This window comes from Aneurinibacillus tyrosinisolvens, assembly GCF_001015055.1.
In the GTDB taxonomy this organism is placed as follows: domain Bacteria; phylum Bacillota; class Bacilli; order Aneurinibacillales; family Aneurinibacillaceae; genus Aneurinibacillus_A; species Aneurinibacillus_A tyrosinisolvens.
On the sequence record NZ_BBWZ01000006.1, the window covers coordinates 206,933 to 227,752 of the forward strand.

At 40.3% G+C, this 20,820-nt stretch carries 20 protein-coding genes and 2 pseudogenes; 16 read left to right on the forward strand and 6 right to left on the reverse strand.

What is annotated here, in order from left to right:
• Positions 1-271: 271 nt before the first annotated feature.
• The gene (gene recA / locus MBEAL2_RS08350; RefSeq protein ID WP_047151840.1) at positions 272-1,318 is read left to right on the forward strand and encodes a recombinase RecA; all 1,047 of its coding nucleotides are present in this window, start codon (positions 272-274) and stop codon (positions 1,316-1,318) included.
• On the opposite strand, the gene MBEAL2_RS33950 is transcribed toward recA, so the two are convergent.
• Positions 1,253-1,567 (reverse strand): M15 family metallopeptidase, encoded by a 315-nt coding sequence (locus tag MBEAL2_RS33950; protein WP_082129834.1) that lies wholly within the window; start codon positions 1,565-1,567, stop codon positions 1,253-1,255. The two genes, recA and MBEAL2_RS33950, sit on opposite strands and share 66 nt — an antisense overlap.
• Before the next feature lie 94 nt (positions 1,568-1,661).
• Between MBEAL2_RS33950 and MBEAL2_RS32750 the strand changes: the two genes are divergently transcribed.
• The 3 genes from MBEAL2_RS32750 to MBEAL2_RS31705 are packed head-to-tail and all read left to right on the forward strand — an operon-like array spanning position 1,662 to position 2,234.
• Entirely contained in the window at positions 1,662-1,916 is a 255-nt protein-coding gene (locus MBEAL2_RS32750) for an HIT family protein (RefSeq protein ID WP_269082452.1), read from the forward strand.
• A 26-nt stretch (positions 1,917-1,942) separates the two neighbouring features.
• On the forward strand, positions 1,943-2,083 hold the full coding sequence (locus MBEAL2_RS32755) for a hypothetical protein (RefSeq protein ID WP_236692727.1): 141 nt from the start codon (positions 1,943-1,945) through the stop codon (positions 2,081-2,083).
• Complete coding sequence (locus MBEAL2_RS31705) at positions 2,067-2,234, forward strand: nucleoside triphosphate pyrophosphohydrolase family protein (protein WP_047151887.1); 168 nt, start codon at positions 2,067-2,069, stop codon at positions 2,232-2,234. Before MBEAL2_RS32755 ends, MBEAL2_RS31705 begins: the two co-directional genes overlap by 17 nt.
• Positions 2,235-2,301: 67 nt before the next feature.
• Here the strand turns inward: MBEAL2_RS31705 and MBEAL2_RS08365 are convergent, their stop codons facing one another.
• The 4 genes from MBEAL2_RS08365 to MBEAL2_RS08380 form a co-directional block, all read right to left on the reverse strand.
• A complete protein-coding gene (locus MBEAL2_RS08365) occupies positions 2,302-3,627 on the reverse strand; it encodes an MFS transporter (RefSeq protein ID WP_082129835.1) in 1,326 nt (441 codons plus the stop codon).
• 127 nt (positions 3,628-3,754) lie between these two features.
• Positions 3,755-4,246 (reverse strand): aromatic-ring-hydroxylating dioxygenase subunit beta, encoded by a 492-nt coding sequence (locus tag MBEAL2_RS08370; RefSeq protein WP_047151841.1) that lies wholly within the window; start codon positions 4,244-4,246, stop codon positions 3,755-3,757.
• Positions 4,247-4,269: 23 nt separating this feature from the next.
• Positions 4,270-5,517, reverse strand: a complete 1,248-nt coding sequence (locus MBEAL2_RS08375; protein WP_047151842.1) for an aromatic ring-hydroxylating dioxygenase subunit alpha — start codon at positions 5,515-5,517, stop codon at positions 4,270-4,272.
• 19 nt (positions 5,518-5,536) lie between these two features.
• A complete protein-coding gene (locus tag MBEAL2_RS08380) occupies positions 5,537-6,559 on the reverse strand; it encodes a PdxA family dehydrogenase (RefSeq protein ID WP_047151843.1) in 1,023 nt (340 codons plus the stop codon).
• Positions 6,560-6,711: 152 nt separating this feature from the next.
• On the opposite strand from MBEAL2_RS08380, the gene MBEAL2_RS08385 reads away from it, so the two are divergent.
• Complete coding sequence (locus tag MBEAL2_RS08385; RefSeq protein ID WP_047151844.1) at positions 6,712-7,506, forward strand: IclR family transcriptional regulator; 795 nt, start codon at positions 6,712-6,714, stop codon at positions 7,504-7,506.
• A 1,021-nt stretch (positions 7,507-8,527) separates the two neighbouring features.
• Here MBEAL2_RS08385 and MBEAL2_RS08390 read toward each other — a convergent pair.
• The gene (locus tag MBEAL2_RS08390) at positions 8,528-9,175 is read right to left on the reverse strand and encodes a GntR family transcriptional regulator (RefSeq protein WP_047151845.1); all 648 of its coding nucleotides are present in this window, start codon (positions 9,173-9,175) and stop codon (positions 8,528-8,530) included.
• Positions 9,176-9,628: 453 nt separating this feature from the next.
• Between MBEAL2_RS08390 and MBEAL2_RS08395 the strand changes: the two genes are divergently transcribed.
• The 11 genes and pseudogenes from MBEAL2_RS08395 to MBEAL2_RS08445 all read left to right on the forward strand — a co-directional run bounded on the left by MBEAL2_RS08395 (position 9,629) and on the right by MBEAL2_RS08445 (position 20,433).
• On the forward strand, positions 9,629-10,717 hold the full coding sequence (locus tag MBEAL2_RS08395) for an alanine racemase (protein ID WP_047151846.1): 1,089 nt from the start codon (positions 9,629-9,631) through the stop codon (positions 10,715-10,717).
• A gap of 136 nt (positions 10,718-10,853) precedes the next feature.
• Complete coding sequence (locus MBEAL2_RS08400; RefSeq protein WP_047151847.1) at positions 10,854-11,228, forward strand: RidA family protein; 375 nt, start codon at positions 10,854-10,856, stop codon at positions 11,226-11,228.
• A 289-nt stretch (positions 11,229-11,517) separates the two neighbouring features.
• Complete coding sequence (locus MBEAL2_RS08405) at positions 11,518-12,705, forward strand: pyridoxal phosphate-dependent aminotransferase (protein ID WP_047151848.1); 1,188 nt, start codon at positions 11,518-11,520, stop codon at positions 12,703-12,705.
• Positions 12,695-13,516: a transporter substrate-binding domain-containing protein gene (locus MBEAL2_RS08410; RefSeq protein ID WP_052947586.1), complete on the forward strand. Its 822-nt coding sequence runs from the start codon at positions 12,695-12,697 to the stop codon at positions 13,514-13,516. Before MBEAL2_RS08405 ends, MBEAL2_RS08410 begins: the two co-directional genes overlap by 11 nt.
• A gap of 75 nt (positions 13,517-13,591) precedes the next feature.
• Positions 13,592-14,245 carry an amino acid ABC transporter permease gene (locus tag MBEAL2_RS08415; RefSeq protein ID WP_047151849.1) on the forward strand — a complete coding sequence of 218 codons (654 nt, stop codon included), beginning with the start codon at positions 13,592-13,594 and terminating at the stop codon, positions 14,243-14,245.
• Positions 14,246-14,258: 13 nt separating this feature from the next.
• Positions 14,259-14,920 (forward strand): annotated as a pseudogene (locus MBEAL2_RS08420) (amino acid ABC transporter permease).
• Positions 14,921-14,985: 65 nt separating this feature from the next.
• On the forward strand, positions 14,986-15,711 hold the full coding sequence (locus MBEAL2_RS08425) for an amino acid ABC transporter ATP-binding protein (RefSeq protein WP_047151850.1): 726 nt from the start codon (positions 14,986-14,988) through the stop codon (positions 15,709-15,711).
• Between the two features lie 69 nt (positions 15,712-15,780).
• Entirely contained in the window at positions 15,781-16,962 is a 1,182-nt protein-coding gene (gene thrC / locus MBEAL2_RS08430; protein ID WP_047151851.1) for a threonine synthase, read from the forward strand.
• A gap of 124 nt (positions 16,963-17,086) precedes the next feature.
• Positions 17,087-18,452, forward strand: a pseudogene (locus tag MBEAL2_RS08435) (transposase).
• A gap of 192 nt (positions 18,453-18,644) precedes the next feature.
• Entirely contained in the window at positions 18,645-19,349 is a 705-nt protein-coding gene (locus tag MBEAL2_RS08440; RefSeq protein ID WP_047151852.1) for a bifunctional 4-hydroxy-2-oxoglutarate aldolase/2-dehydro-3-deoxy-phosphogluconate aldolase, read from the forward strand.
• A complete protein-coding gene (locus MBEAL2_RS08445) occupies positions 19,306-20,433 on the forward strand; it encodes an aminotransferase class V-fold PLP-dependent enzyme (RefSeq protein ID WP_047151853.1) in 1,128 nt (375 codons plus the stop codon). Before MBEAL2_RS08440 ends, MBEAL2_RS08445 begins: the two co-directional genes overlap by 44 nt.
• Positions 20,434-20,820: the final 387 nt, after the last annotated feature.

Sequence of the window (20,820 nt, forward strand, 5' to 3'; positions counted from 1 at the left end):
AAGTCCGCAGTTAGATTTTGGAAATACATACATTTGTTGCTGTATAACATTTATCCCATAATAAGAACGTTTATGTTATAATGGGAACATACATTCCTGTTATGGTGTTAAAAGATCACAAGATAATCGGAGTTTTATTTTGGATGATAATAAACACACCTATACATTTCCTAGGGGAAACCTGGAATGATGGGTATGTGATTCTATTTCTATTCATCAAGTAACTCACCTGATGAATGGACATCATGATACAACGAAGGGAGCGATAGCTTTGTCTGATCGCAAAACTGCTTTAGATATGGCCTTGCGCCAGATTGAGAAACAATTTGGTACCGGCTCAATAATGAAATTAGGGGAAATGGCTGCAAATACTGAAATATCAACGGTATCCAGTGGCTCGATTGCCTTAGATATTTCACTTGGAATTGGAGGGTATCCGCGCGGCCGGATTATCGAAGTCTTTGGACCGGAATCGTCTGGTAAGACGACGGTTGCGCTTCATGCCATTGCCGAAGTGCAGAAAACAGGTGGCACCGCTGCGTTTATTGATGCCGAGCACGCTTTGGACCCCGTGTATGCACGCAAGCTGGGGGTGAACATTGATGAGTTGCTTCTGTCACAGCCGGACACAGGCGAACAAGCACTAGAAATTGCTGAAGCGCTTGTTCGCTCCGGTGCGGTTGACATCCTTGTCGTAGACTCTGTTGCAGCCCTCGTACCAAGAGCAGAAATTGAAGGCGATATGGGCCAATCCCATGTCGGTTTACAAGCCCGTCTGATGTCACAGGCGCTGCGGAAACTGGCCGGAGCCATTAATAAATCTAAGGCAGTTGCCATTTTTATCAACCAGCTGCGGGAGAAAGTGGGCGTTATGTTCGGCAGCCCGGAAACAACGCCAGGCGGACGAGCGCTGAAATTCTATTCCAGCGTACGCCTTGATGTGCGTCGCATCGAAACGTTAAAACAAGGGAATGACATGGTTGGAAATCGTACGAGAATTAAAGTCGTGAAAAATAAAGTGGCACCCCCGTTTAAAATGTCTGAAGTAGACATTATGTACGGTGAAGGCATTTCACGTGAAGGAAGCTTTCTTGATATCGGTACTGAATTAGATATCGTTGATAAGAGTGGCGCGTGGTACTCGTATAACGAGGAGCGCCTTGGTCAGGGACGTGAGAATGCGAAGCAATTTCTAAAAGAAAATCAAGATGTTGCCTATTCAATTGAGACAAAGATTCGCCAATACTATAACCTAGATCAGGCTGCGCAACTTCCACCGGCAGAAGAAGATAATAAAGACGAGTACAGTTTGGCATAATAGAATGGAGTAGGGGAGCGGTGAATCTCTAACTTTCTCACCACTATACGTCTCCTTCGGTATAAGACGGTTCCTTAAAGTCAGACGGACAGTGATTACCTCTTCACTGTCCGTCTGACTTTTATTTCCTTGGATTTCAGGGTTTTGTACCGGATTGATGTCGATTCCCATACCGTAGCTGTGATTTGATAGCTGCTTTTTACCGGCGATTATTCTTGTATTGAAAGCGGATGTATTATTGTCTCTCATCGATAAATCGTCAGAGTCCTTGTACTCTTTCTCGTATGCATCTTCTATTAATTAAATTGAGTTAAAAACTTAGAATATTGAGGGAGCAAGAGTTATGCCTAACCAATGTCCATTTTGCCAGCTTGAAAAAACGTCCGTTGTGCTAGAAAATGAGCTGGTATTTACTTTTTTTGATAAGTACCCTGTACAGAAAGGTCACCTATTAATCGTTCCGAAACGGCATGTAGAAACGTATTTTGATGCAACTGCAGAGGAAATCGCTTCTATACATCAACACATCAACTCATTAGACAGGGAAAAGAGCTTATTGATGAGAACTATCTTCCAGATGGCTACAATATTGGGGTAAATGTAGGGTATTATGGTGGACAAACTGTGGTGCATCTTCATATGCATTTGATTCCACACTATAAAGGGGATATCACCGATCCGCGTGGAGGGATTCCTAAAGCCATTCCGAATCTTGTCCCGTATCCTCCCCTAAAAAAGGAGAAAGAAGATGCCGGTTTATCGTAAGCTTGTTCGTGGTTTTATACCTGCTATCATAGCAGAGACGGGAAAAACCTATCAAACACGTAGATTAAGCGAAGAAAAGTACAAAATGGCCTTACAGCAAAAGCTGCAGGAAGAAACGAAAGAGTATATAAGGGCGCCACATGATGAATAGGCCAAAGGTTTATTTTTCCGTTTTGTTGTTTCAAAGGGATCTTCGGACCAAGGATACCGTTTCCCTCCTAAATAAAGTGAATTTCCCCTTCATATAAAGAAGGGGAAATTAGCTGAATCTTTCTACGCAAATTGTTTTTTTCAGAAACACTTTCATATTCCTTAGAAATGTTTATTTCATTATCGAATGGGTCGTACATTTTTTCTCGAATAAACAGTGCAGGAAGAAGCCCACTTAGAGCATAGGATATGCCTAGCATAGCAAAGCCGAATCCGATTGACTTGTGTTCCGCTATGATTCCGATTAAGATAGGTGCTATGGCTGCCCCGAATCGCCCCACATTATATGAACCACCTACAGCCGTGCCACGAATATGGGTCGGAAAACTTTCGTTCATATACGTTGCAATGACTGCGTATTGAATACCATAGAGGAACCCAAAAATGGTTAGCAATACGATAATATTGCCTGGTGTATGATAAGTATTGATTACTGGCAGGGCAATTGCAGTGGCTAAACCACCAATGACAAACATAGGACGACGACCATATTTATCTGCCAACCAGCCTGTAATGACCTTACCTAAGATCATTGCCGTATAGGTTCCAACAAGATACCCTGTCATCTTCGTATAGTTGAAACCTAATTCACTTACAATATAAGTCGGCAACCAGGTCCCCACACCGAAATAACCAAACTGCAAAAATATTGCGGTAAAAGTCCATAACAGGAAAGTACTTCTCGTTTTTGGCTCTTTGAACAAGGTGATCCATTGATTTTTCTTACCTGTCCTCGATTTTTGTACTCTTTCTTTCCATCCTTTAGGTTCTGGAATCTTAAATCCTATATAGATAGCAAGAAAGACAGGTAGAATATTCACTAAGTAAAGAAATCGCCAGCCAAAACTCGGCAAGACCCACCCAGCCAGTAAGGTGATTGCTAAAAATCCCACTGAATAGGCTGCTTGGAGTGAACCTAGAATCGTCGTTCGTTTTTTGGTTGGTACATACTCAGCCATAAGCATCGTAATTACAGTATATTCCGCTCCTATCCCTATAGCAGAAATGGTCCGGAGCATTAAAAATTGTTCGTATGTTTGTGCAAAGGCAAGTAAGGTTGTACCAATAGAGAAAACGACCATCATCCATGCTGCAATTCGTACTCGACCATATCGGTCTGACAACCAACCGCCAGCGATCCCGCCGATGGCCATGCCCACTAAGGACCACGTACCAAGCAACCCTGCTTCTCCTTTACTAATGTGAAATTCTTGCATTAGCTTGGAAAGAGTTAATGAAAGAATTTGCATGTCCATGCCGTCAAAAATGAGGCCCAGAAAACATGAGATGAATACGGTAATCCAAATTGGTTTTGAAGGGCTCTTTGCCACCATAACACCGCCTTTTTTATTTGACTTTGTTAAAATAAAACAACAGAAGTAAGACAAAAAGGTCTTGGTATACATAAAGAGGGAAAGCAAAGGCGAGATGGAACTCCTCACTTCCACAATTTTTTGTGCTTTAAATCGGTGTCACGAGCAAAGTCGGTATAACCAATGAATCATAGACTACCTTTTTTTCCTTGAATTTTGCCTGGTTTCCTTCGAAAATCACGGTATCAATATATCTTCCTACATTATAAACTTCTGAATATCCATCAAGTCGAGTTTGAAAGACGGCATAGTTTGTATGGACCGTATAGGTATCCTCGACCCGGTCAACAATGCGGATACTACTCACAAGGTGGCGGTACACGTGTGCTTCGAAAATGTTCGCTTGACGGTGCGCCGTAACCCGGTCCTTGAGCATCCCTTTGCTATCGCAATAGATAATCGAGGCCGGCATATTTCGTTCGTGATTCTCTCGAGAAATAATTTGATAGAGACATTCTTCTGCAAAAAATTCTGGCCACTTCTCCAGATGGTTTTCGTCAATGCATTGAACATAGGCATGAATGAGTTCCTCGATTTCAGCCTGAATTTCTCGTAGCTCTTTCAACTGTATTACTTCCATCCTCTTTTCACCCTCTCAATATATTATAAACCCATGAATTGTCGATAGTTCTTCCAAAACCCGCGAATGGAACTCTCAGTGGCCCGGAACGGTTGACTTTCTACCCCTGTTCCGCCCATTTCAACAAACGATAGTTCTTTTTCCCCACCAACAATTCCTTTTTGCACTAACTCTCCAACTCCGCCATCCTCCAAGGAAACAAAGCCTGCGGGCCCTACTAAATTCGATTGTTTCAAGCGAATTTTCGTCATTTCCTCCTCATCATCAGCAAAACCAAGGTATGTCCAGACCAATTCAGAGGAATCCACCCCTTTAGGGAGAAGCTGGCGAACAGCAAGGGCATTGTGAATTTGCTGTACAATCATGTTAGGAAACAATGATTGAATTGCTAGGGTAATGCCATCAGCAAATTCATTGCGGCCTATAAGGAGAGATGGATCCTCCAGGTTATACTTGGAAGAATAGGAACGCAAATTGGAGTTCTTATATGCCTCCGTATCTTCATTGAGACTTCCATACGTATAGCTGACATGATGGCGACCCGTTTCATCCAAATCAATCCCCCCTCGCTGAGACAAGCGATTTACTCCGAAGGTTGAAAAAAATAGGTGCAGCAGGCTTGCATGATAAGAATCTTTCACATTTTCAAAATATAGTTTCCAATTATTTTTCATTAGTTGGCGTTGATAGCCAAGAATTTTTACGGGTCGGCTGAATATTCGAGACAAATAATCACACATCTTTTCTCCCAAATAATCTTGTACCGGTTCGATTTGATGATCAAAGGAACCGAAAATCACGCCCAAATGGGTATCTACATTCACCTTTTGCAACGAATGTTTTCCCATATCAAATCCTTCCGGCATTCCGCCTTGTCCACTTACCCCATTTTTAAAGGGGACGCCTTTTAAATCTCCTTTCGTGTCATAGACCCATGCATGATAGACACAAGTGAACGTTTTTGCATTCCCGCATTTGTCCATACACACCGTAGCGCCGCGATGTGCACAGCGATTGACGAAAGCCCGGATGGAACCGTCAGTATCCCGCGTTACGACAACTGGCGTATCCCCTATATAAGTGGTTTTATAATCACCATGGTTTGGAATTTCTACTTCCAAGCCTAAATAATTCCATGTCGATCCTCTAAAAATGCTTTCCATTTCTCTTTTGTAAATTTCCTGATCCGCATAAACCTGATAAGGTATCCGGCTTTCTCCTTCCTTCGGCCAGATCAAATCATTCCTTTTGAGTTCTTTTGCTGTCGTCATATCGAACAAGCTCCCTTCATCAATGGTTTTCTATTCGGTCACTCATTTTGGATTTTACAGTACTGAGTAGCTGGATGGTTTTCCACAAACCAGTTGGATCGGCAATTCCTTTTCCGGCAATATCCGGTGCGCTTCCATGGCCAATGGAAGAAAAAAGGATGGGTGTTCCAATCGTTAGTGCTGCCATTTGTTTAAACGCTTTCATTTTCATGGGAATATGGGCCTGATCATGATACATGGCCAGATAAATATCGTAATTACCAAATTCAGCAAACAATGTATCACTGGCAAATGGCCCCTCAACATTCATACCAGCCGCTTGAGCCTGGGTAATTGCAGGTATAATTTCATTTTGTTCCTCTAGACCGAACAACCCCCCCTCACCTGCATGAGGATTTAGACCAGCTACAGCTATCTTCGGGTGATCTAACCCCAGCATTCTGCCGGCATAATCGGAAGCTTGAATAGCCTTGAAGATAAGAGGATGCTTTACCAATTCCAATGCTCTTCGCATCGGCACATGAAGGGTAGCATTAACCACACGAAAATGGTCACTCACCAGCATCAAGAACGTTTCTTCTTCCTTTGTTCCGGTTAGTCGGGCGATTAAACTGGGATACCCGTCAAAGAAAAGTCCTGCTTTTTCTACGGCCGATTTGGTATGCGGACCGCCTATCACTGCATCCACTTCGCCCTTTACCGCTAAATCTACAGCTAGTTTCGTATAATCGACCATTGCCATGCCTGTCATGGAGTCCCCTTCACCGAATTGGAAATGGCTCATATCGATTGTATCCAAATGGAACAGGTCAATCACACCTGGTGTAAATTCTGCTTGGCTGATTTTGATAATCGGATTTAGTTGAAGCGGCAGTTGAAACCTTTCTACATAAAAGGAAAGCAGGTTTCGATCTCCGATTAATACAGGATTGCATGATCTGTATACCCATTCCTCTTGTAAAGCCTTTAGGGCAATTTCCGGCCCAATTCCGGCAGCATCTCCGATGGTAATCGCTAGTATTGGTTTTGCAAAAAAATTCATATCTGACCTCCTTTCTTGATTTATTCTGAATAGTCATTGAATTAATTCTGTTTACATTATAAAATCAATTACAATAATAAAAATATGTGTTTTTCGCTATCCGAAACAATAGGTATTTTTTTTGGGGGGAATGGAGAAAGGAGAAAGGACGAATGGGACAACCAGAATTACTTGCTTCCGTTCAGAATGCAATACGAGTTATGAGGGAATTTTCCTTTGATGAGCCAGAGCTAGGAATTACAGAGTTAAGCCATCGGTTGGACTTATCAAAGAGTGCCGTTTACCGGATTTTACAAACTTTATGTGCAGAGGATATCCTTCAGCAAAATCCGAAAACACGAAAATACTATTTGGGTATCACTGCTTTTGAGATTGGCTGTGTCGTTTACCATGATATTGAAGTGTGCCAAGTGGCTTTTCCTCTACTGAACAAACTGATGAATACTGTTCGCGGTGTCATCCAACTTGTTATGTATGACCATGGGAGCGTCATTTATTTGCTTAAACTGCCCGAAGACCGAGAAACACAAATTTTTAATCGAATGGGCAAGCGTGTTCCTGCCTATGCTACGGCTTCTGGTAAAGTCTTATTGGCCTTTCAGAATGAAAGAGAAAGGGAGCGGGTATGTTCAGGGAAACTCCAACCGCTCACTTCCAATACCATCACCAACCAGAAAGAACTTGAAGACGAATTAAATCTAATCCAAGAAAAGGGCTATGCCCTATCCAAAGAAGAATTTAGGTTCGGGATGTACTCGGTAGCTGTACCTATTTTTGATGAAATGACCAAACAAATTATTGCTGCAATTAGTATCACAGGACCAAGAAACTTGTTCTCCCATTCACAAATGCAGGCCAATGTAAAAGAGATGAAATATTATAGTCGTTTAATTTCTGAACAGCTTAGCCCACGTGAAGGAGGAAGATCTTCCGTAAATTCGCTTTAATCTATGCCGACGGTTAGTTTTAATACACAAATACGTTCTCGGCTTTTCATTTCGTTTTTGTCTCCGATAAGGTGAGAAGTTTTGATTTACCCCTTAATGACATTGTTTGCCTTTATACAACAGTTATCGTTATCGCAGTCCTTTCCTGTTGTCGTCGTATAAGTGATTAATTTCGGCCTGGCACGGCTAATAAAGAAAGGGAATTTACACTAGGAATGTAGCAGATTATTCATGAATGCACGAGTGGTGTACCCGTACTCTTTCATCTTGAGCGAATTTCACTTTACTTCTGCTAAATAATGTACTCTAGTTGTCCCCATAAATACAAAATACCTTTTCTAAATTGCCTAATTATAGTTCGGATTCCAAATCCACATTTTTCCTTTTTATCGATCCCTGATATGATATGACAGAAGTTTATTAAAGCACATCAGAAAGGTTGGATTAAAACGAGGGAAAATATTACGAATTTCACTAAAGGAATTACATTCGGGTTAATAGGAGTAACAGGAATTGTTTTAGGACCTATTATGATAATTCGGAATAGATAGTAAAGAGGAAGAGTGGTAAATATCAAGAGTAAAAAACACCCAACATTGTATGAATTGTAACCCGAATAAAGTACACTTTAAAAAAGTCCCTTATTCAGGTTACAGTTCCATCAGATATACATAGTTTTTTAAAGTGATTATTTTACCGTTTTTTTCTGTGCTTGTATTGATTGCTCTTTTGATTTGTTTACTAATGGTTGAAAGATAACGATGAAATCTAGATAAAAACTAAATACAGCGGACATCCTGACAGACATCCTACTTGACTTTGAAGGGCAAGCGAGGGTAAATAATCTGCATATAAATACATGAAATATCTATGAGTGTATAAACAAGAAGACTGCTGATATGTTACCGAACAGGCCGTTATCAAACACTATATGAGTTAAAAAATGCCTAAGATCTTTTTGGTATTGCAAATTACAATCACAATTTAAGAACTATAAAGACTGTTTTTTAAGAAAAATTCATTATGCGTCCCCATAATCTTCTAACATAGTGCGTTTTGCAATCTCAATGTGTTCTTCTAGCAATTCTTCGGCTTTTTTGCGATCCTTACGTTGTATAGCAAATAATATTTCTTTATGCTGTTCATTTGAAGAATAGGGTCGTTCAACGTTTTTACTTGTTAGAACAGAAAACCATTGGATTAAGTACTCTAAACTCCCCATAATCTTAAAAATATAGTTGTTCTTTGAAAGATTAATAATAGTAGAATGGAAATTCCTATCTATAGAAAAATACCCCTGATAATTATCTTCAAGTAAGTGTTTAGAAGCAAAGTTTACTTCCCTTAGTAAATCATCTACCATTTGTTCAGAGAAAGAATCAAAAGATAAATCCAACGCCAGACATTCTACTGCTTTCCTAACATCATAAACATCCATAATATTTTTGGAATTAGGTCTACTAACAAACGTTCCTAAACGAGGTTTAACTTCAACAAGTCCATCCTGTTGAAGTCGGTTAATGGCATACCTTAGTGGGGTAGGACTAATGCCCATTTCTTCACAATGTAAATCATAATTAATCCGTTCTCCTGGTTCTAATTCTTTATTGATAATTTTGCTTCTCATTTCTAGGTAAACCCGATCAGTAAGATTCGATGTATCAATCATTTATTTAACCTCCCCATCAATTGGAAAACGGACAGACTTTTGCCTTGTGTAATTCATGCATTTATTTAGTCAATCATAATGTTTTAAAGCAAAAGTGCCGAACAATTTTATAATCGCAACAGCATTATTAACATTTTTTATAATTATATACAATTCACCTACGATGCAAAATATTAGATATTACATATAAATCTTTATGGTTAGGAAATTGTTCACATAAAACGAAAATGAAAACTGAAAATATTGATTATAATAAATATTTAAAAAATTGTTGACAATTTCTAAAAATATTTTACAATGATTACATACGAAAGATCTGATGTATCAGATCTTTCGTATGATTTTACATAATACGCTTTATATTTTTTATGTTTCAAGGCCCATATTTTGTAACTTTTTAGATAAAATAAGAATTCAAAAAAAATTATTAAACTTGGGAGAAGGAGGAAGGTTATGGTTAATAAATTATCAACTCCAGTGGTTATTGTTGATTTAGATATCGTTGAGAAAAATATTAGTAAGATGGCCGAAAAAGTAAAAAAAGCAGGCATAAAGCATCGACCACATATAAAAACTCACAAATCGGTTTATTTTGCCAAGATGCAACAACGTGCTGGTATATCGGGAATCACCTGCGCAAAGTTAGGGGAAGCCGAAATTATGGCAGAGGCTGGATTCAACGATATATTGATAGCATTCCCGATTGTTGGCGAAGACAAGTTAGAACGTTTTTATCAACTGGCTAAAAAGATAAATGTAAGGACTTGTATTGATAGTATAGATGTGGCTCAATCCCTATCTAATATTGGAGCAAAGCTAAATAAACCTATACAAGTTTATATTGAAGTTGATGGAGGGATTCATCGTTGTGGCAGACAGCCAGGAGAGGATACACTCCAATTCGCTAATTTAATTAAAAATTTACCTGGAATAAAGATTATTGGTTTATTAACATATGCCGGTCAAATCTACAGTAAAGGAACTTTTGATGAAATAGCTAAAATGGCTGAGGAGGAAGCTAAAACAATTAAACAGACTGCAGATATTCTGCGTAATGCTGGTTTCTCTATACAAGCAGTTAGCGCAGGGTCATCTATCTCCTCTAAATTTGTGGAAAATATGGAGGGTGTTACAGAAGTTCGAGCTGGTAATTATATTTTCAATGATGTATCACAGCTTTCAACTGGTATGGTAACAATTGATGAGTGTGCATTACGTGTAATAGCAACGGTGGTAAGTACACCTTCACCAGGAAAAGCCATCATTGATGCAGGTTCGAAAACGTTAACTACAGATACAACTCATTTTGGGAATGGTTTTGGTTACATAATTGAACACCCGGGAGTCGAAATTTTCAAACTAAATGAAGAACATGGTTTTTTACGCTTTGACCCATCTGTTCAACTCCATATTGGTCAGCGGTTAACTATAATTCCAAATCATGCCTGTGTTATTCCTAATTTATGTGATGAATTGATAGGTGTTAGAGGGGGAGAAATAATTCAAAGTATTCCTGTTGATGCCAGGGGTAAAAACAAATAAAGGGGGAATTTTTTAATGAAATTCAAGAAGGACCCCCCGAACAAATTTTCACATCGCCGAAGGAAGAAAGAATAAAAAACTTTCTACATTCAGTGATTGAAAAATAAAATTTATAAATGGAAAAGGAGTAACGAAAATGAAAGAAGAAATTTCTACAAACCTTGTACCATGGCCTGCAGGTCCATATTCTCAAGGAATTAAAATCGGAAATAGCGTTTATGTGGCTGGTCAGGGCCCTAAAAATGCAGTAACTGGAGAAACCCCTGAGACCATAGAGGAACAAACAAGGCAAGTTCTTAAAAATCTTCAATACATTTTGGAGGCAGCAGGAGCTAAAATGACAGATGTGGTTAAGGTAACCACACATCTAGCTGACCTAAAAGACTTTGAGGCATATAATTCAGTTTATAAGGAATTTTTTATTGAGCCTTTTCCTGTACGTACTACAGTTGGAAGTCAACTGGCTAATATTCTGATTGAAATCGATGTTATCGCCGAAATTATAGAGTGATTAATTTACAAAGTTATCAAAGATGCATTTATTCAAAAGAATTTTGAACATTTCATTGAGAATAAAGAAAGCGAGAGGGATGCCCGATTTACAATAACTACCTATAATGATTATTTGAAAATCAATTTGAAAGCGCTTCATTTAATAAAAATTCGGTTGAAGAGTGGATTGAAACTAAGGATGGGACAAAATCATTTCTAAATTATAGGGGAAAGGAGGTGGACATTGGAGCCAGCCATTGAATCACTTTTATACCAATTAGCTAAAATCCAAGGGGGAGTAATCAATTATGAAAGGATTATCTAAAACCCGGAGTGCTCTACCTCGTTCAGGGATACGCGAAATTATGGATTATTCAGTGAACATTCCGGATGTAATCCATCTTGAAGTGGGGGAACCCAATGTCGATACCCCTCTTCATATCCGTGAAGCAGCATATGCCGCAATGAACGAAGGCTTTACCCACTACACTCCAAATGCGGGTTTGAACACACTTCGTGAATCAATTGTTACACATTTACAAAAACAATATGGTTTGAATAGTAAAGTTGAAGAAATTGTCGTGACTGCAGGAGCGGTGAACGCACTTTCAGCCAGTGTACTCTCGCTAGTTGAGTCTGGAGAAGAAGTGCTGATTCCGGATCCGGGATGGCCTAACTATGAGCAGATTATTTTAAGCCAGGAGTCTATCCCTAAGCGGTACAAGTTAAATCCGGAATTAGGCTTTATTCCAGACACAACAGAACTAGAGCGGGTAGTAACATCGAAAACCAAGGCAATTATTATTAATTCTCCTGGAAATCCCACTGGCGGAGTATTGAGTGAAGAGAACATTAAAGAAGTGCTGGCATTTGCCTCTAAACATGACCTTTATGTGATTTCAGATGAAGTCTATGACGGAATTATTTTTGAAGGCAAACACATTTGTCCTCTGTTATACGATACAGAAGGAAGAGTAATCAGCATTTTTGGCTTTTCCAAGAATTACGCGATGACAGGGTGGCGAGTGGGATACGCAGTTGCCCCACAGCATATTGCTATGACCATTGCCAAAGTATTAGAGCCACTGGTATCGTGTGCATCCTCTGTTTCCCAGAAAGCTGCTGAAGCAGCTATCTCTTGTCCGCAAGATTTTGTAGAAGAAATGCGCAGCATCTACAAAGTACGCCGTGATCATGTATACAAACTGTTTGAAGAAGCGGGGATTAATGCATACAAGCCTAAAGGAGCTTTTTACATGATGGTTGACCTTTCTGATGTTATACCAGATGAGAAAAATCCAGCAATTATATTGTTACAAGAAGCAGGGGTAGCAGTGGCACCGGGTGCGACATTCGGTTCGACCACAAAAAAGATGATCCGTATTTCTTTTGCGACTGAGGATTCCAAGTTATTCGAAGGCGTTTCGCGAATCTGTAATTTTGTAAGACAAAAAAGAAAAAATATTGTTAAGGGGGACTCTGAACATGTTTCTTAAAAAGACAAGTGCCATTCTTATTTTAGCTCTGTCGATTTTTTTGTTAATTTCTGGGTGTAGTTCCGAAACAAATGCAACAGCATCTAAAAATACCGAGAGTCGGTTGGACAAAATCATTTCATCGAAAAAAATTAGAATTGCAACCTATGCCGACAGTCCCGGGTGGAGTGTATTAAATGCAAAAGGAGAGTACGAGGGCTATGACCCTGATATTGCTCGTAAACTCGCGGCAGTACTAGGAGCAGAAATTGAATTTGTAACAACCGATGGGGTAAACCGAATCCCCCTCCTCGAGTCAGATAAAGCAGACGTTGCGATTTCGGTATTTACTCCAACCGATGAACGTGCAAAATCGATTAACTTTACCATCCCTTATTCCGCCGCCGGTATAGTTCCGATGTTTAAAAAAGGCCAACCAATCAACAGTTGGAAAGACCTAGAAGGAAAAAAGATTTCAGTTGCTCGGGGTACGACATCAGATATGGCAATAACCAAGTATGTTAAAGGGGCCGAGTTGGTTAAATTTGATGCAGTGGCAGATGCCTTTATGGCCTTAAAGACTGGAAAAGTTGATGCATTCGCAGAAGAAGACGGAATTACTTTGGATCTGGCGAAAAAGAATCCGGAATTCCAACTAATGCCGGGTCAACCGTTTAAACCTGCATATATTGCCATGGGTGTGAAAAAGGGTGACCAAGAATGGCTGAATTATTTAAACAATTTTATACGTAATCTAAATTATTCCGGTGAAGGTGCGGAACTGTACAAGAAGTGGTTTGGCGTCGATGCACCAAAAATGATGACCTATTAATCCTTAATCTGCTCGACAACAATCAGAACGGGGAACCCCCCGTTCTGATCCACCCTAAAATGAGGTGATTGATATATGGACCTAGTATTTCAGGATATTGTGCCTTATTTTCCCCTCTTATTTAAAGGGTTAGGCACAAGTTTATATATTACCATTATTTGTATGGTAGCAGGAACTTTACTTGGGCTTTTTGTAGCTTTATGCAAATCGAGTAAGAATGTTGTTATCAGCTTTTTGGGTAATTCGTACATCGAATTGATTCGAAATACCCCCCTTCTAGTGCAATTGTATCTCCTTTATTTTGGATTGGGTCAACTCCATATCGATATCAGTCCAGTATGGTCAGCTCTGATTGGAATTACCATCAATAATGGTGCGTATACAGCTGAAATATTCCGGGCCGGTTTTAGTAGTGTACCCAGAGGAATAAACGAAGCGGGAAGTGCATTAGGGATGAATGAGACGCAGATTTTCAGACATGTAATACTGCCCCCTGCGGTTCGAACGGCGTTCCCTGCCTTAACCAATCAACTTATTTTACTTTTTTTGTTTTCTTCTGTTTCTTCTATCATTTCACTGGAAGAATTGACCTACCAGGTTATGAATATTGAATCAAAAACGGCGAGAACACTGGAAGTAACAATAATAGCTGCAGTCCTATATTACAGTTGCTCATCCGTTTTTGCCTATCTGTCAAATGTTTTAGAAAAGAAAGTGTTCAAATGGTAATGGGGGGATAACAGTGATAACACAAGATTTTGGTTGGATTCATATCATTCCAATCCTCAAGGGCGCATGGTTAACCGTACAACTTTGTTTCTTTTCAATACTCTTTGGAAGCCTAATTGGAATCGTTATCGGATTAGGAGCGACGTCCAAAAGTAAGCTAGCGAAAGCCCTTTCTTCCTTATATATCAGACTGATTAGGGGAGTCCCTTGCTTATGATTATTTTTATGGTGTACTTTGCGCTGCCAATGCTTGAGATTGGAATCAATTTCTCCAAAAGCTTTTCCGCCGTTATGGCGCTCTCGATTTATGCTGGTGCTTATTTAGGGGAAATTGTAAGGGGAGGGATTCAATCTGTACCGAAAGGACAATTTGAAGCTGCAGATGCATTAGGATTGACGTACGCCCAAAAGTTCCAACATATTATTGTACCGCAAGCACTTAAGTTTATCATACCACCGGGAATTGGATTCTTTATTGCTTTGATTAAGGATTCGTCATTGGTTTCTGTCATCGGCTACATTGATTTGACAAAGGCAGGTAAAGTCGTCAGCAATTTAACTTATAACCCGATTGCCTCTTTTTTGGTCGTTGCAGCTGTTTATTTCGTTCTGTGTTTCGGGCTATCAAAGGCTTCCTATTACTTCGAATCAAAGTTTTTGCAGTCCGATACGTGAGTTGGGCTTCATAGTGCAGCTTAGAGGACAATTGTGAAGGCACTAAAAAGGAGTTGAAATTTTGGATGAACATTGAAGTGAAAAATTTGCATAAAAGTTACGGAAAGCTGGAGGTTCTAAAAGGAATTGACTGTGAGATTCGCGAGGGAGAAGTGGTTTGTGTCATTGGCCCCTCTGGTTCTGGAAAAAGCACATTCCTTCGCTGTCTGAACCGATTGGAGGAGATAACAAGTGGCCAAGTGTTGCTTGGTGAATATGATTTAAGCAATGCTAAAACGAACATCAACAGGGTACGTGCGGAAGTGGGAATGGTGTTTCAACAATTCAATCTGTTTCCGCACAAGACAGCTATTGGGAATGTGATGCTTGGCCCAATGCTCGTAAATAAGATTTCCAAAGAAGCAGCGAGGACAAAGGCTTTGGAATTACTGGATAAGGTCGGATTGAAGGATAAAGCGGATGTTTATCCTGGGAACCTTTCAGGGGGGCAAATGCAACGTGTAGCGATCGCGCGGGCATTGGCAATGGACCCCAAGCTTATGCTCTTTGACGAACCCACTTCGGCACTTGATCCTGAATTAGTTGGGGAAGTATTGGCGGTAATGAAAAACTTGGCTCGTGAAGGAATGACAATGGTTGTTGTGACACATGAGATGGGTTTTGCCCGGGATGTCGCCGACCGGGTGATTTTCATGGACCAGGGATACATTGTTGAAGAAGGGAAGCCAGAAGAGATTTTTCAAACACCCAAAAATGAACGGACACAAACCTTTTTACGAAAGGTTATCTAGAAGGAATGCATATGGCGTCAAACCTGTTGGTCGACGAAGTTCATATATATCACAGAAGGTCGTGAAAAGATGCAGGCTGTCGGGTTGAGATGTATTATCTGTCATACTATGTATCCGCTTGACCCACTTTATGAATGCGATAAATGCCATGGGATTCTGGAAGTTTATTATGATTTCAGTAAAGCCAAAGACCCATTCGCATTGTTGCCTATAACTAGCAAAAAACGGATTAGTTTGGATGAAGGTGCAACCGGGTTGCTTTTGGCCAAAAACCTTAGCAAAAGGCTAGGTCTGAAAACGTTGTTACTCAAATGTGAATTTACCAATCCGACTGGATCCTTTAAGGATAGACCCGTATCCATAGGGATTTCGAAAGCTTTGGAATTTGGGTTTCAAAAGGTAATTGCCGCTTCAAGCGGAAACGGAGCTGCATCGGTTGCCGCATATAGTGCATGCGCCGGCCTTGAAGCTATCATTCTAGTACCTGATACGACTCCCGTGGAAAAAGTAAAACAGACTCTCGCATATGGTGCAAGCGTAGTACGTGTTACGGGTCCATATAGCAATTGTTTTTCTTTAGCCAAAGAAATTGGAGAGAAATTAAATATCTTTAATCTGACCACGACGTTCTTGAATCCTTATACGGTGGAGGGGGATAAAGTCGTAGCACATGAGTTGTTTAAACAATTGAATGGCTCGATCCCCGATGTCATTTATGTACCTATTGGTGCAGGACCCCTACTTGTTGGTATTTATAAGGGCTTCCAGGAATGCCAGCAGTTTCATCCCTTTGAAAAACTGCCCAGAATGGCAGGAATCCAGGCGGAAGGCAACAATCCAATTGCATCTGCATTTTTGCATGGAAAATCTGTCGTGTGTTCAGAACCAAATCCGCGTACAATCGCTGGCGGAATCGCAGACGGATTAGTTGGATACGAAAAAGATGGAACCTATACATTGCAGATTGTAAAACAATCCAATGGATTTGTCATTGATGTGGCTGATTCCAACATTCTAGAAGCTCAAATGTGGCTACTGCGAGATGAAGGGTTATTCGTGGAACCCTCTGCTGCAGCAGGCATTGCCGGTCTAGCAAGAAGTTTGAAAGACAATCGGATTCACAAAGATGATAATGTTGTTGTCATATTAACCGGACATGGATTGAAAGACATGGGTAGTGTAAATATTGTCGGTGATGTACCCCTCATTCAAAACAATCTAGATGAATTTATCAAAATTTTTAATAAATGAATCAATTTCATAACTCAAAGCCCTTGAACCGTAAGGTTCAATGAACATGAAAAAAAGGAGTACCTCCCTAAATCTCGAATAGAGTAGTTGCTACCACAACTCAATGAGAAAGGTGGGTCTCCTCATGTACTCTATTCGCCAAGGTCATTTGTTTTCCCTGCAAGATTTGTTAGATTTAGAACCTACCGAACGTTACACGGCGACTTTTGAAGGCATTAATATTATGCCACTGCTTAAAATTACATCTAAGAAAACATGTGATGGTGCCCCTCAGTCGCTTAATTATCCAGCGATGATTTATTCCATGCTGGCTCGTATTTTAGAGGGGATCCCAACAATAAAACTTCTTGTTCGCCGCTTAAAACAAGATGTTCTTTTCCGTCTGGATTGTGGTTTTTCCTTTTCTGATCGGGTACCATCTGAATCTTCTTTCTCACGTTTGATTCGAAAAATCAAAATCTCAAACGCATTGGTTGAAATGAATCATCAACTTCTATCCCAAGCGATGGAAGAAGGTTTTATTGATGGCAGCCATATTGCCATTGACGCTACGCATATAGAGGCGCGAGATCAAGCTCCACAAAAGGAAGAAGGGGAAGAGGAACCCGCTGTCAAAGAACCGAAAAAACGAGGCCGCAAAAAGAAAGAAGACTATGAGGCCTGGAAAAAAGAACAGGAAGAAATCCAAAATAACCTGCCTATTTTTGAGCAGAAAATCGAAAAACAATTGGATTACACCTTCGATGAGCTTCAAAAAGAAATGCCAAACGCTCCCAGGTGGGGAATTAAAAAGAACTCTGAAAATAAAAAACGTTTTTTGGTACGGCTACAAACTCCATTTAGTGGTAGAAACAAAAAGCCAGTATGTGATAGGCCATCTGCTTTCATCCGGAAACATGAATGATGCGAAAGCTGCCATTCCTTTGTTAAAAGGAGTCGCTGCGTGTTTTCCTGAGCTTACCATCACGAAAGTGATGGCGGACGCTGGATATGATTACAACCCGATTTATGAGCAAATTTACCGCATGAAAGCGGACGGTATCATTGCCTATAATAAGCGGAACGAAGCGCCACCTATCGGTGTCGATAAGTATTTTGCACCGACCTGTGTTCGTGAGTATTCCTACCGTTATGACAGCTATGATAAAAAATACGAAACACTCAAGTATACAAGACCAAAGGAATGTGCGGACTGTCCGCTTGCTCGTGACACGCTCTGTCAAAAGAGCATGAAAATCAAAAAGACAGCCGATTTGCGCCGGTATCCAGCTCCCGCTCGTGGAAGTAAGTCATGGAAAGAGCTTTACAAGGAACGTACTTCTGTTGAACGAGTGAACGCGTACTTAAAAGAGTATTTTCAACTGAACAATATCCGCTATTGTTCTGGAGAATTAGCGAAAGTCCAGGTTGATTTGCTGTGTCTATTGTTTAATGCTTCTAAATTAGCTGTCAATCGTATTAACACCAAATTGAACGTTAAAGCCGCTTAGCAGAATACGACCTCCGGTCGTTTTTAAAATTGAATACAAAAATTCTGTGGGTATTGAAATTTTTAAAAAGCAATTATGAAATTGATTCAAATAATTGATAAATAGAGCAGTACTAACACGGTCGTTATAAAGCTCGGTGAAAAGACAAAAGAAGTATTACGTTAGCAGATTCAGTTAAAAGGAGGGGCAACAATGTTACCAAAAGTGATTCTCTTAAATAAATTCGTGGAGAGTGGCGTAATCGCTGTACTCCGGCGAATTCCAGAAGAACAGGTTGAACAAGTTGCCAAGAGCCTAATCGAAGGAGGTATTACAGCACTTGAAGTAACGGTAGACTCGCCAGGAGCATTTACGGTTATAAATAAGCTTTCTGCAAAATGGAGAGAACAAGCAATCATTGGTGCGGGCACAGTTATCGACAGTGAATCTGCTCGATTAGCAGTCCAAAGTGGGGCTGAGTTTATTATTAGCCCCAGCCTCCACCAAGGGGTAATTCAAACTACCCTTCGTTATGGCAAGATTGCCGTCCCAGGAGTGATGACGCCGACGGAGATGATTACAGCTATCGAATGGGGTGCCGATTTGGTCAAAATCTTTCCGGCAAACGGTCTTGGATTGCAATACATCAAAGATATAAAAGCTCCTTTTCCTTATATTCCTGTCATCCCAACTGGAGGTGTAAGCCTTGGGAATATCGCATCATTTGTGCGGGAGGGAGTGGCAACTGTCAGAATTGAAGAGCATCTTATAGACCGATATGCCATAGAATCTGTTGATTATACCAAAATTACCCACAAAGCAAAACAATACGTGACAGTCGTGCAAGAGGCTCGTCAGGGAGGAATACCGAAATATGAACTCCTTAATCGACAAATCGAACTTTATCGGTCTAGATAGTTGCACCTGGTTGTTTAGTGGAGCAGAAACTCCTACGCTGCGCAGAAGCGTAGAAGCTGTGAATGATTACTTCATGTCGAGAAGTTTAGGTCCTCTTGGACGGGAACGAAATGCCATGATTGAGTCAACCTGTAAACAAAATGTAGCAAAATTGCTTTGCGGCAAAGCAGAGGATATCGCACTCATATCCAATTCTTCCGACGCGATTTCAATAATCGCTCAAGCAATCCCATTTCGACAGGGAGACAACGTGGTGATTAATACATTGGAGTTTCCTTCAGGTGTGCTACCATGGTTGGCACTGAAAAAAAGAGGAGTGGAAGTGCGAATTGCCAGGGCTCAGGCTTGGCAAATTGAACCCGATGACATTCTCGCTTTGGTGGATAATCGTACAAAGCTAGTCATGACTAGTCATGTTAGCTATATGACTGGCGCTAGATTGGATTACCAAAAGCTATATCGAGAATTAAACCAAACCAATGCTCTACTCCTGTTGGATGCAACCCAGTCACTGGGGGTTGTGCCCGTGAATATGGAGGATGCGGATTTTGTGGTCTGTAGTTCATACAAGTGGCTGTTATCAATACATGGTGCCGGCATTCTCGGTGTAAATCATAAGCGCTTACATGATATCGTTCCTGTTAGTGCGGGGTGGCGAAGCATACAGAACATGTTTAGTTCCACCCGATTTGAATCATTTGAATTCCATGATGATGCACGCCGTTATGAGCAGGGCTTCCCCAGTTATTCGACAGTCTATTCCTTGGCCAGCAGTACAGAATTACTTCTTGATACTGGCATCGAGAAAGTGGAGCGACATGTGTTGGAATTGGGTGGGTCCTTAATTGAACGGTTGAAAAAGACGGGTTTTGAAATAATGACGCCAAATAAACCATCCAAACGGGCAGGGAATATTTCTATTGTGTGCGAAAATGCGGCAATAGTTGCTGACCGGTTACAAAAGGAAAACATCTATCTATGGGGCGGGGACGGACGATTGCGAGTTTCACTTCATTTGTTTAATGACAGTACTGATATTGATAAGTTTATGGAATTACTTCCAGCCTGTTCATCAAATGTATAGCGAAAGACCCACTTCCTACTTTATTAAATCGTGAAAGAAGCTTAAGTCCAAAATGAATTAAATTTCGTTGTCCTAGTGGGCATAGATTCAAAATGGTTCTTTTATTGGTGAAAAACACAACTCCACATATAAAATAATAGGAGAAAGAAACAATATAACACTTAATCCCTCCGTAGATATAGAAAGTGGTTGTAGAAGTTATTTTTACATTAAAATGAAAAGTGCGATATGGTGTGATTAGTTATTTTTAATTTTGTGGAGACGGAGGATAAAAGGCTCTACCCTAATTGGATAGAGCCTCAGAGTGTAGAGAAACTTATGGGTTTCTCTATACTTTGCACGATCGAAGGTCATTTTCAGGAAAATAGGCATAACCAGGACAAACGG

Excerpts from the sequence above, each read along its gene's own strand:
- MBEAL2_RS08375 (WP_047151842.1), bottom strand. The coding sequence starts at position 5,517 with ATGACGACAGCAAAAGAACTCAAAAGGAATGATTTGATCTGGCCGAAG.
- MBEAL2_RS08395 (WP_047151846.1), top strand. The coding sequence starts at position 9,629 with ATGGTTAATAAATTATCAACTCCAGTGGTTATTGTTGATTTAGATATC.
- MBEAL2_RS08380 (WP_047151843.1), bottom strand. The coding sequence starts at position 6,559 with ATGAATTTTTTTGCAAAACCAATACTAGCGATTACCATCGGAGATGCT.
- MBEAL2_RS08425 (WP_047151850.1), top strand. The coding sequence starts at position 14,986 with ATGAACATTGAAGTGAAAAATTTGCATAAAAGTTACGGAAAGCTGGAG.
- MBEAL2_RS08370 (WP_047151841.1), bottom strand. The coding sequence starts at position 4,246 with ATGGAAGTAATACAGTTGAAAGAGCTACGAGAAATTCAGGCTGAAATC.
- MBEAL2_RS08405 (WP_047151848.1), top strand. The coding sequence starts at position 11,518 with ATGAAAGGATTATCTAAAACCCGGAGTGCTCTACCTCGTTCAGGGATA.
- MBEAL2_RS08385 (WP_047151844.1), top strand. The coding sequence starts at position 6,712 with ATGGGACAACCAGAATTACTTGCTTCCGTTCAGAATGCAATACGAGTT.
- MBEAL2_RS08440 (WP_047151852.1), top strand. The coding sequence starts at position 18,645 with ATGTTACCAAAAGTGATTCTCTTAAATAAATTCGTGGAGAGTGGCGTA.
- thrC (WP_047151851.1), top strand. The coding sequence starts at position 15,781 with ATGCAGGCTGTCGGGTTGAGATGTATTATCTGTCATACTATGTATCCG.
- MBEAL2_RS31705 (WP_047151887.1), top strand. The coding sequence starts at position 2,067 with ATGCCGGTTTATCGTAAGCTTGTTCGTGGTTTTATACCTGCTATCATA.
- MBEAL2_RS08365 (WP_082129835.1), bottom strand. The coding sequence starts at position 3,627 with ATGGTGGCAAAGAGCCCTTCAAAACCAATTTGGATTACCGTATTCATC.
- MBEAL2_RS33950 (WP_082129834.1), bottom strand. The coding sequence starts at position 1,567 with ATGAGAGACAATAATACATCCGCTTTCAATACAAGAATAATCGCCGGT.
- MBEAL2_RS08415 (WP_047151849.1), top strand. The coding sequence starts at position 13,592 with ATGGACCTAGTATTTCAGGATATTGTGCCTTATTTTCCCCTCTTATTT.
- MBEAL2_RS08410 (WP_052947586.1), top strand. The coding sequence starts at position 12,695 with ATGTTTCTTAAAAAGACAAGTGCCATTCTTATTTTAGCTCTGTCGATT.
- MBEAL2_RS08400 (WP_047151847.1), top strand. The coding sequence starts at position 10,854 with ATGAAAGAAGAAATTTCTACAAACCTTGTACCATGGCCTGCAGGTCCA.
- MBEAL2_RS32750 (WP_269082452.1), top strand. The coding sequence starts at position 1,662 with ATGCCTAACCAATGTCCATTTTGCCAGCTTGAAAAAACGTCCGTTGTG.
- MBEAL2_RS08390 (WP_047151845.1), bottom strand. The coding sequence starts at position 9,175 with ATGATTGATACATCGAATCTTACTGATCGGGTTTACCTAGAAATGAGA.
- MBEAL2_RS08445 (WP_047151853.1), top strand. The coding sequence starts at position 19,306 with ATGAACTCCTTAATCGACAAATCGAACTTTATCGGTCTAGATAGTTGC.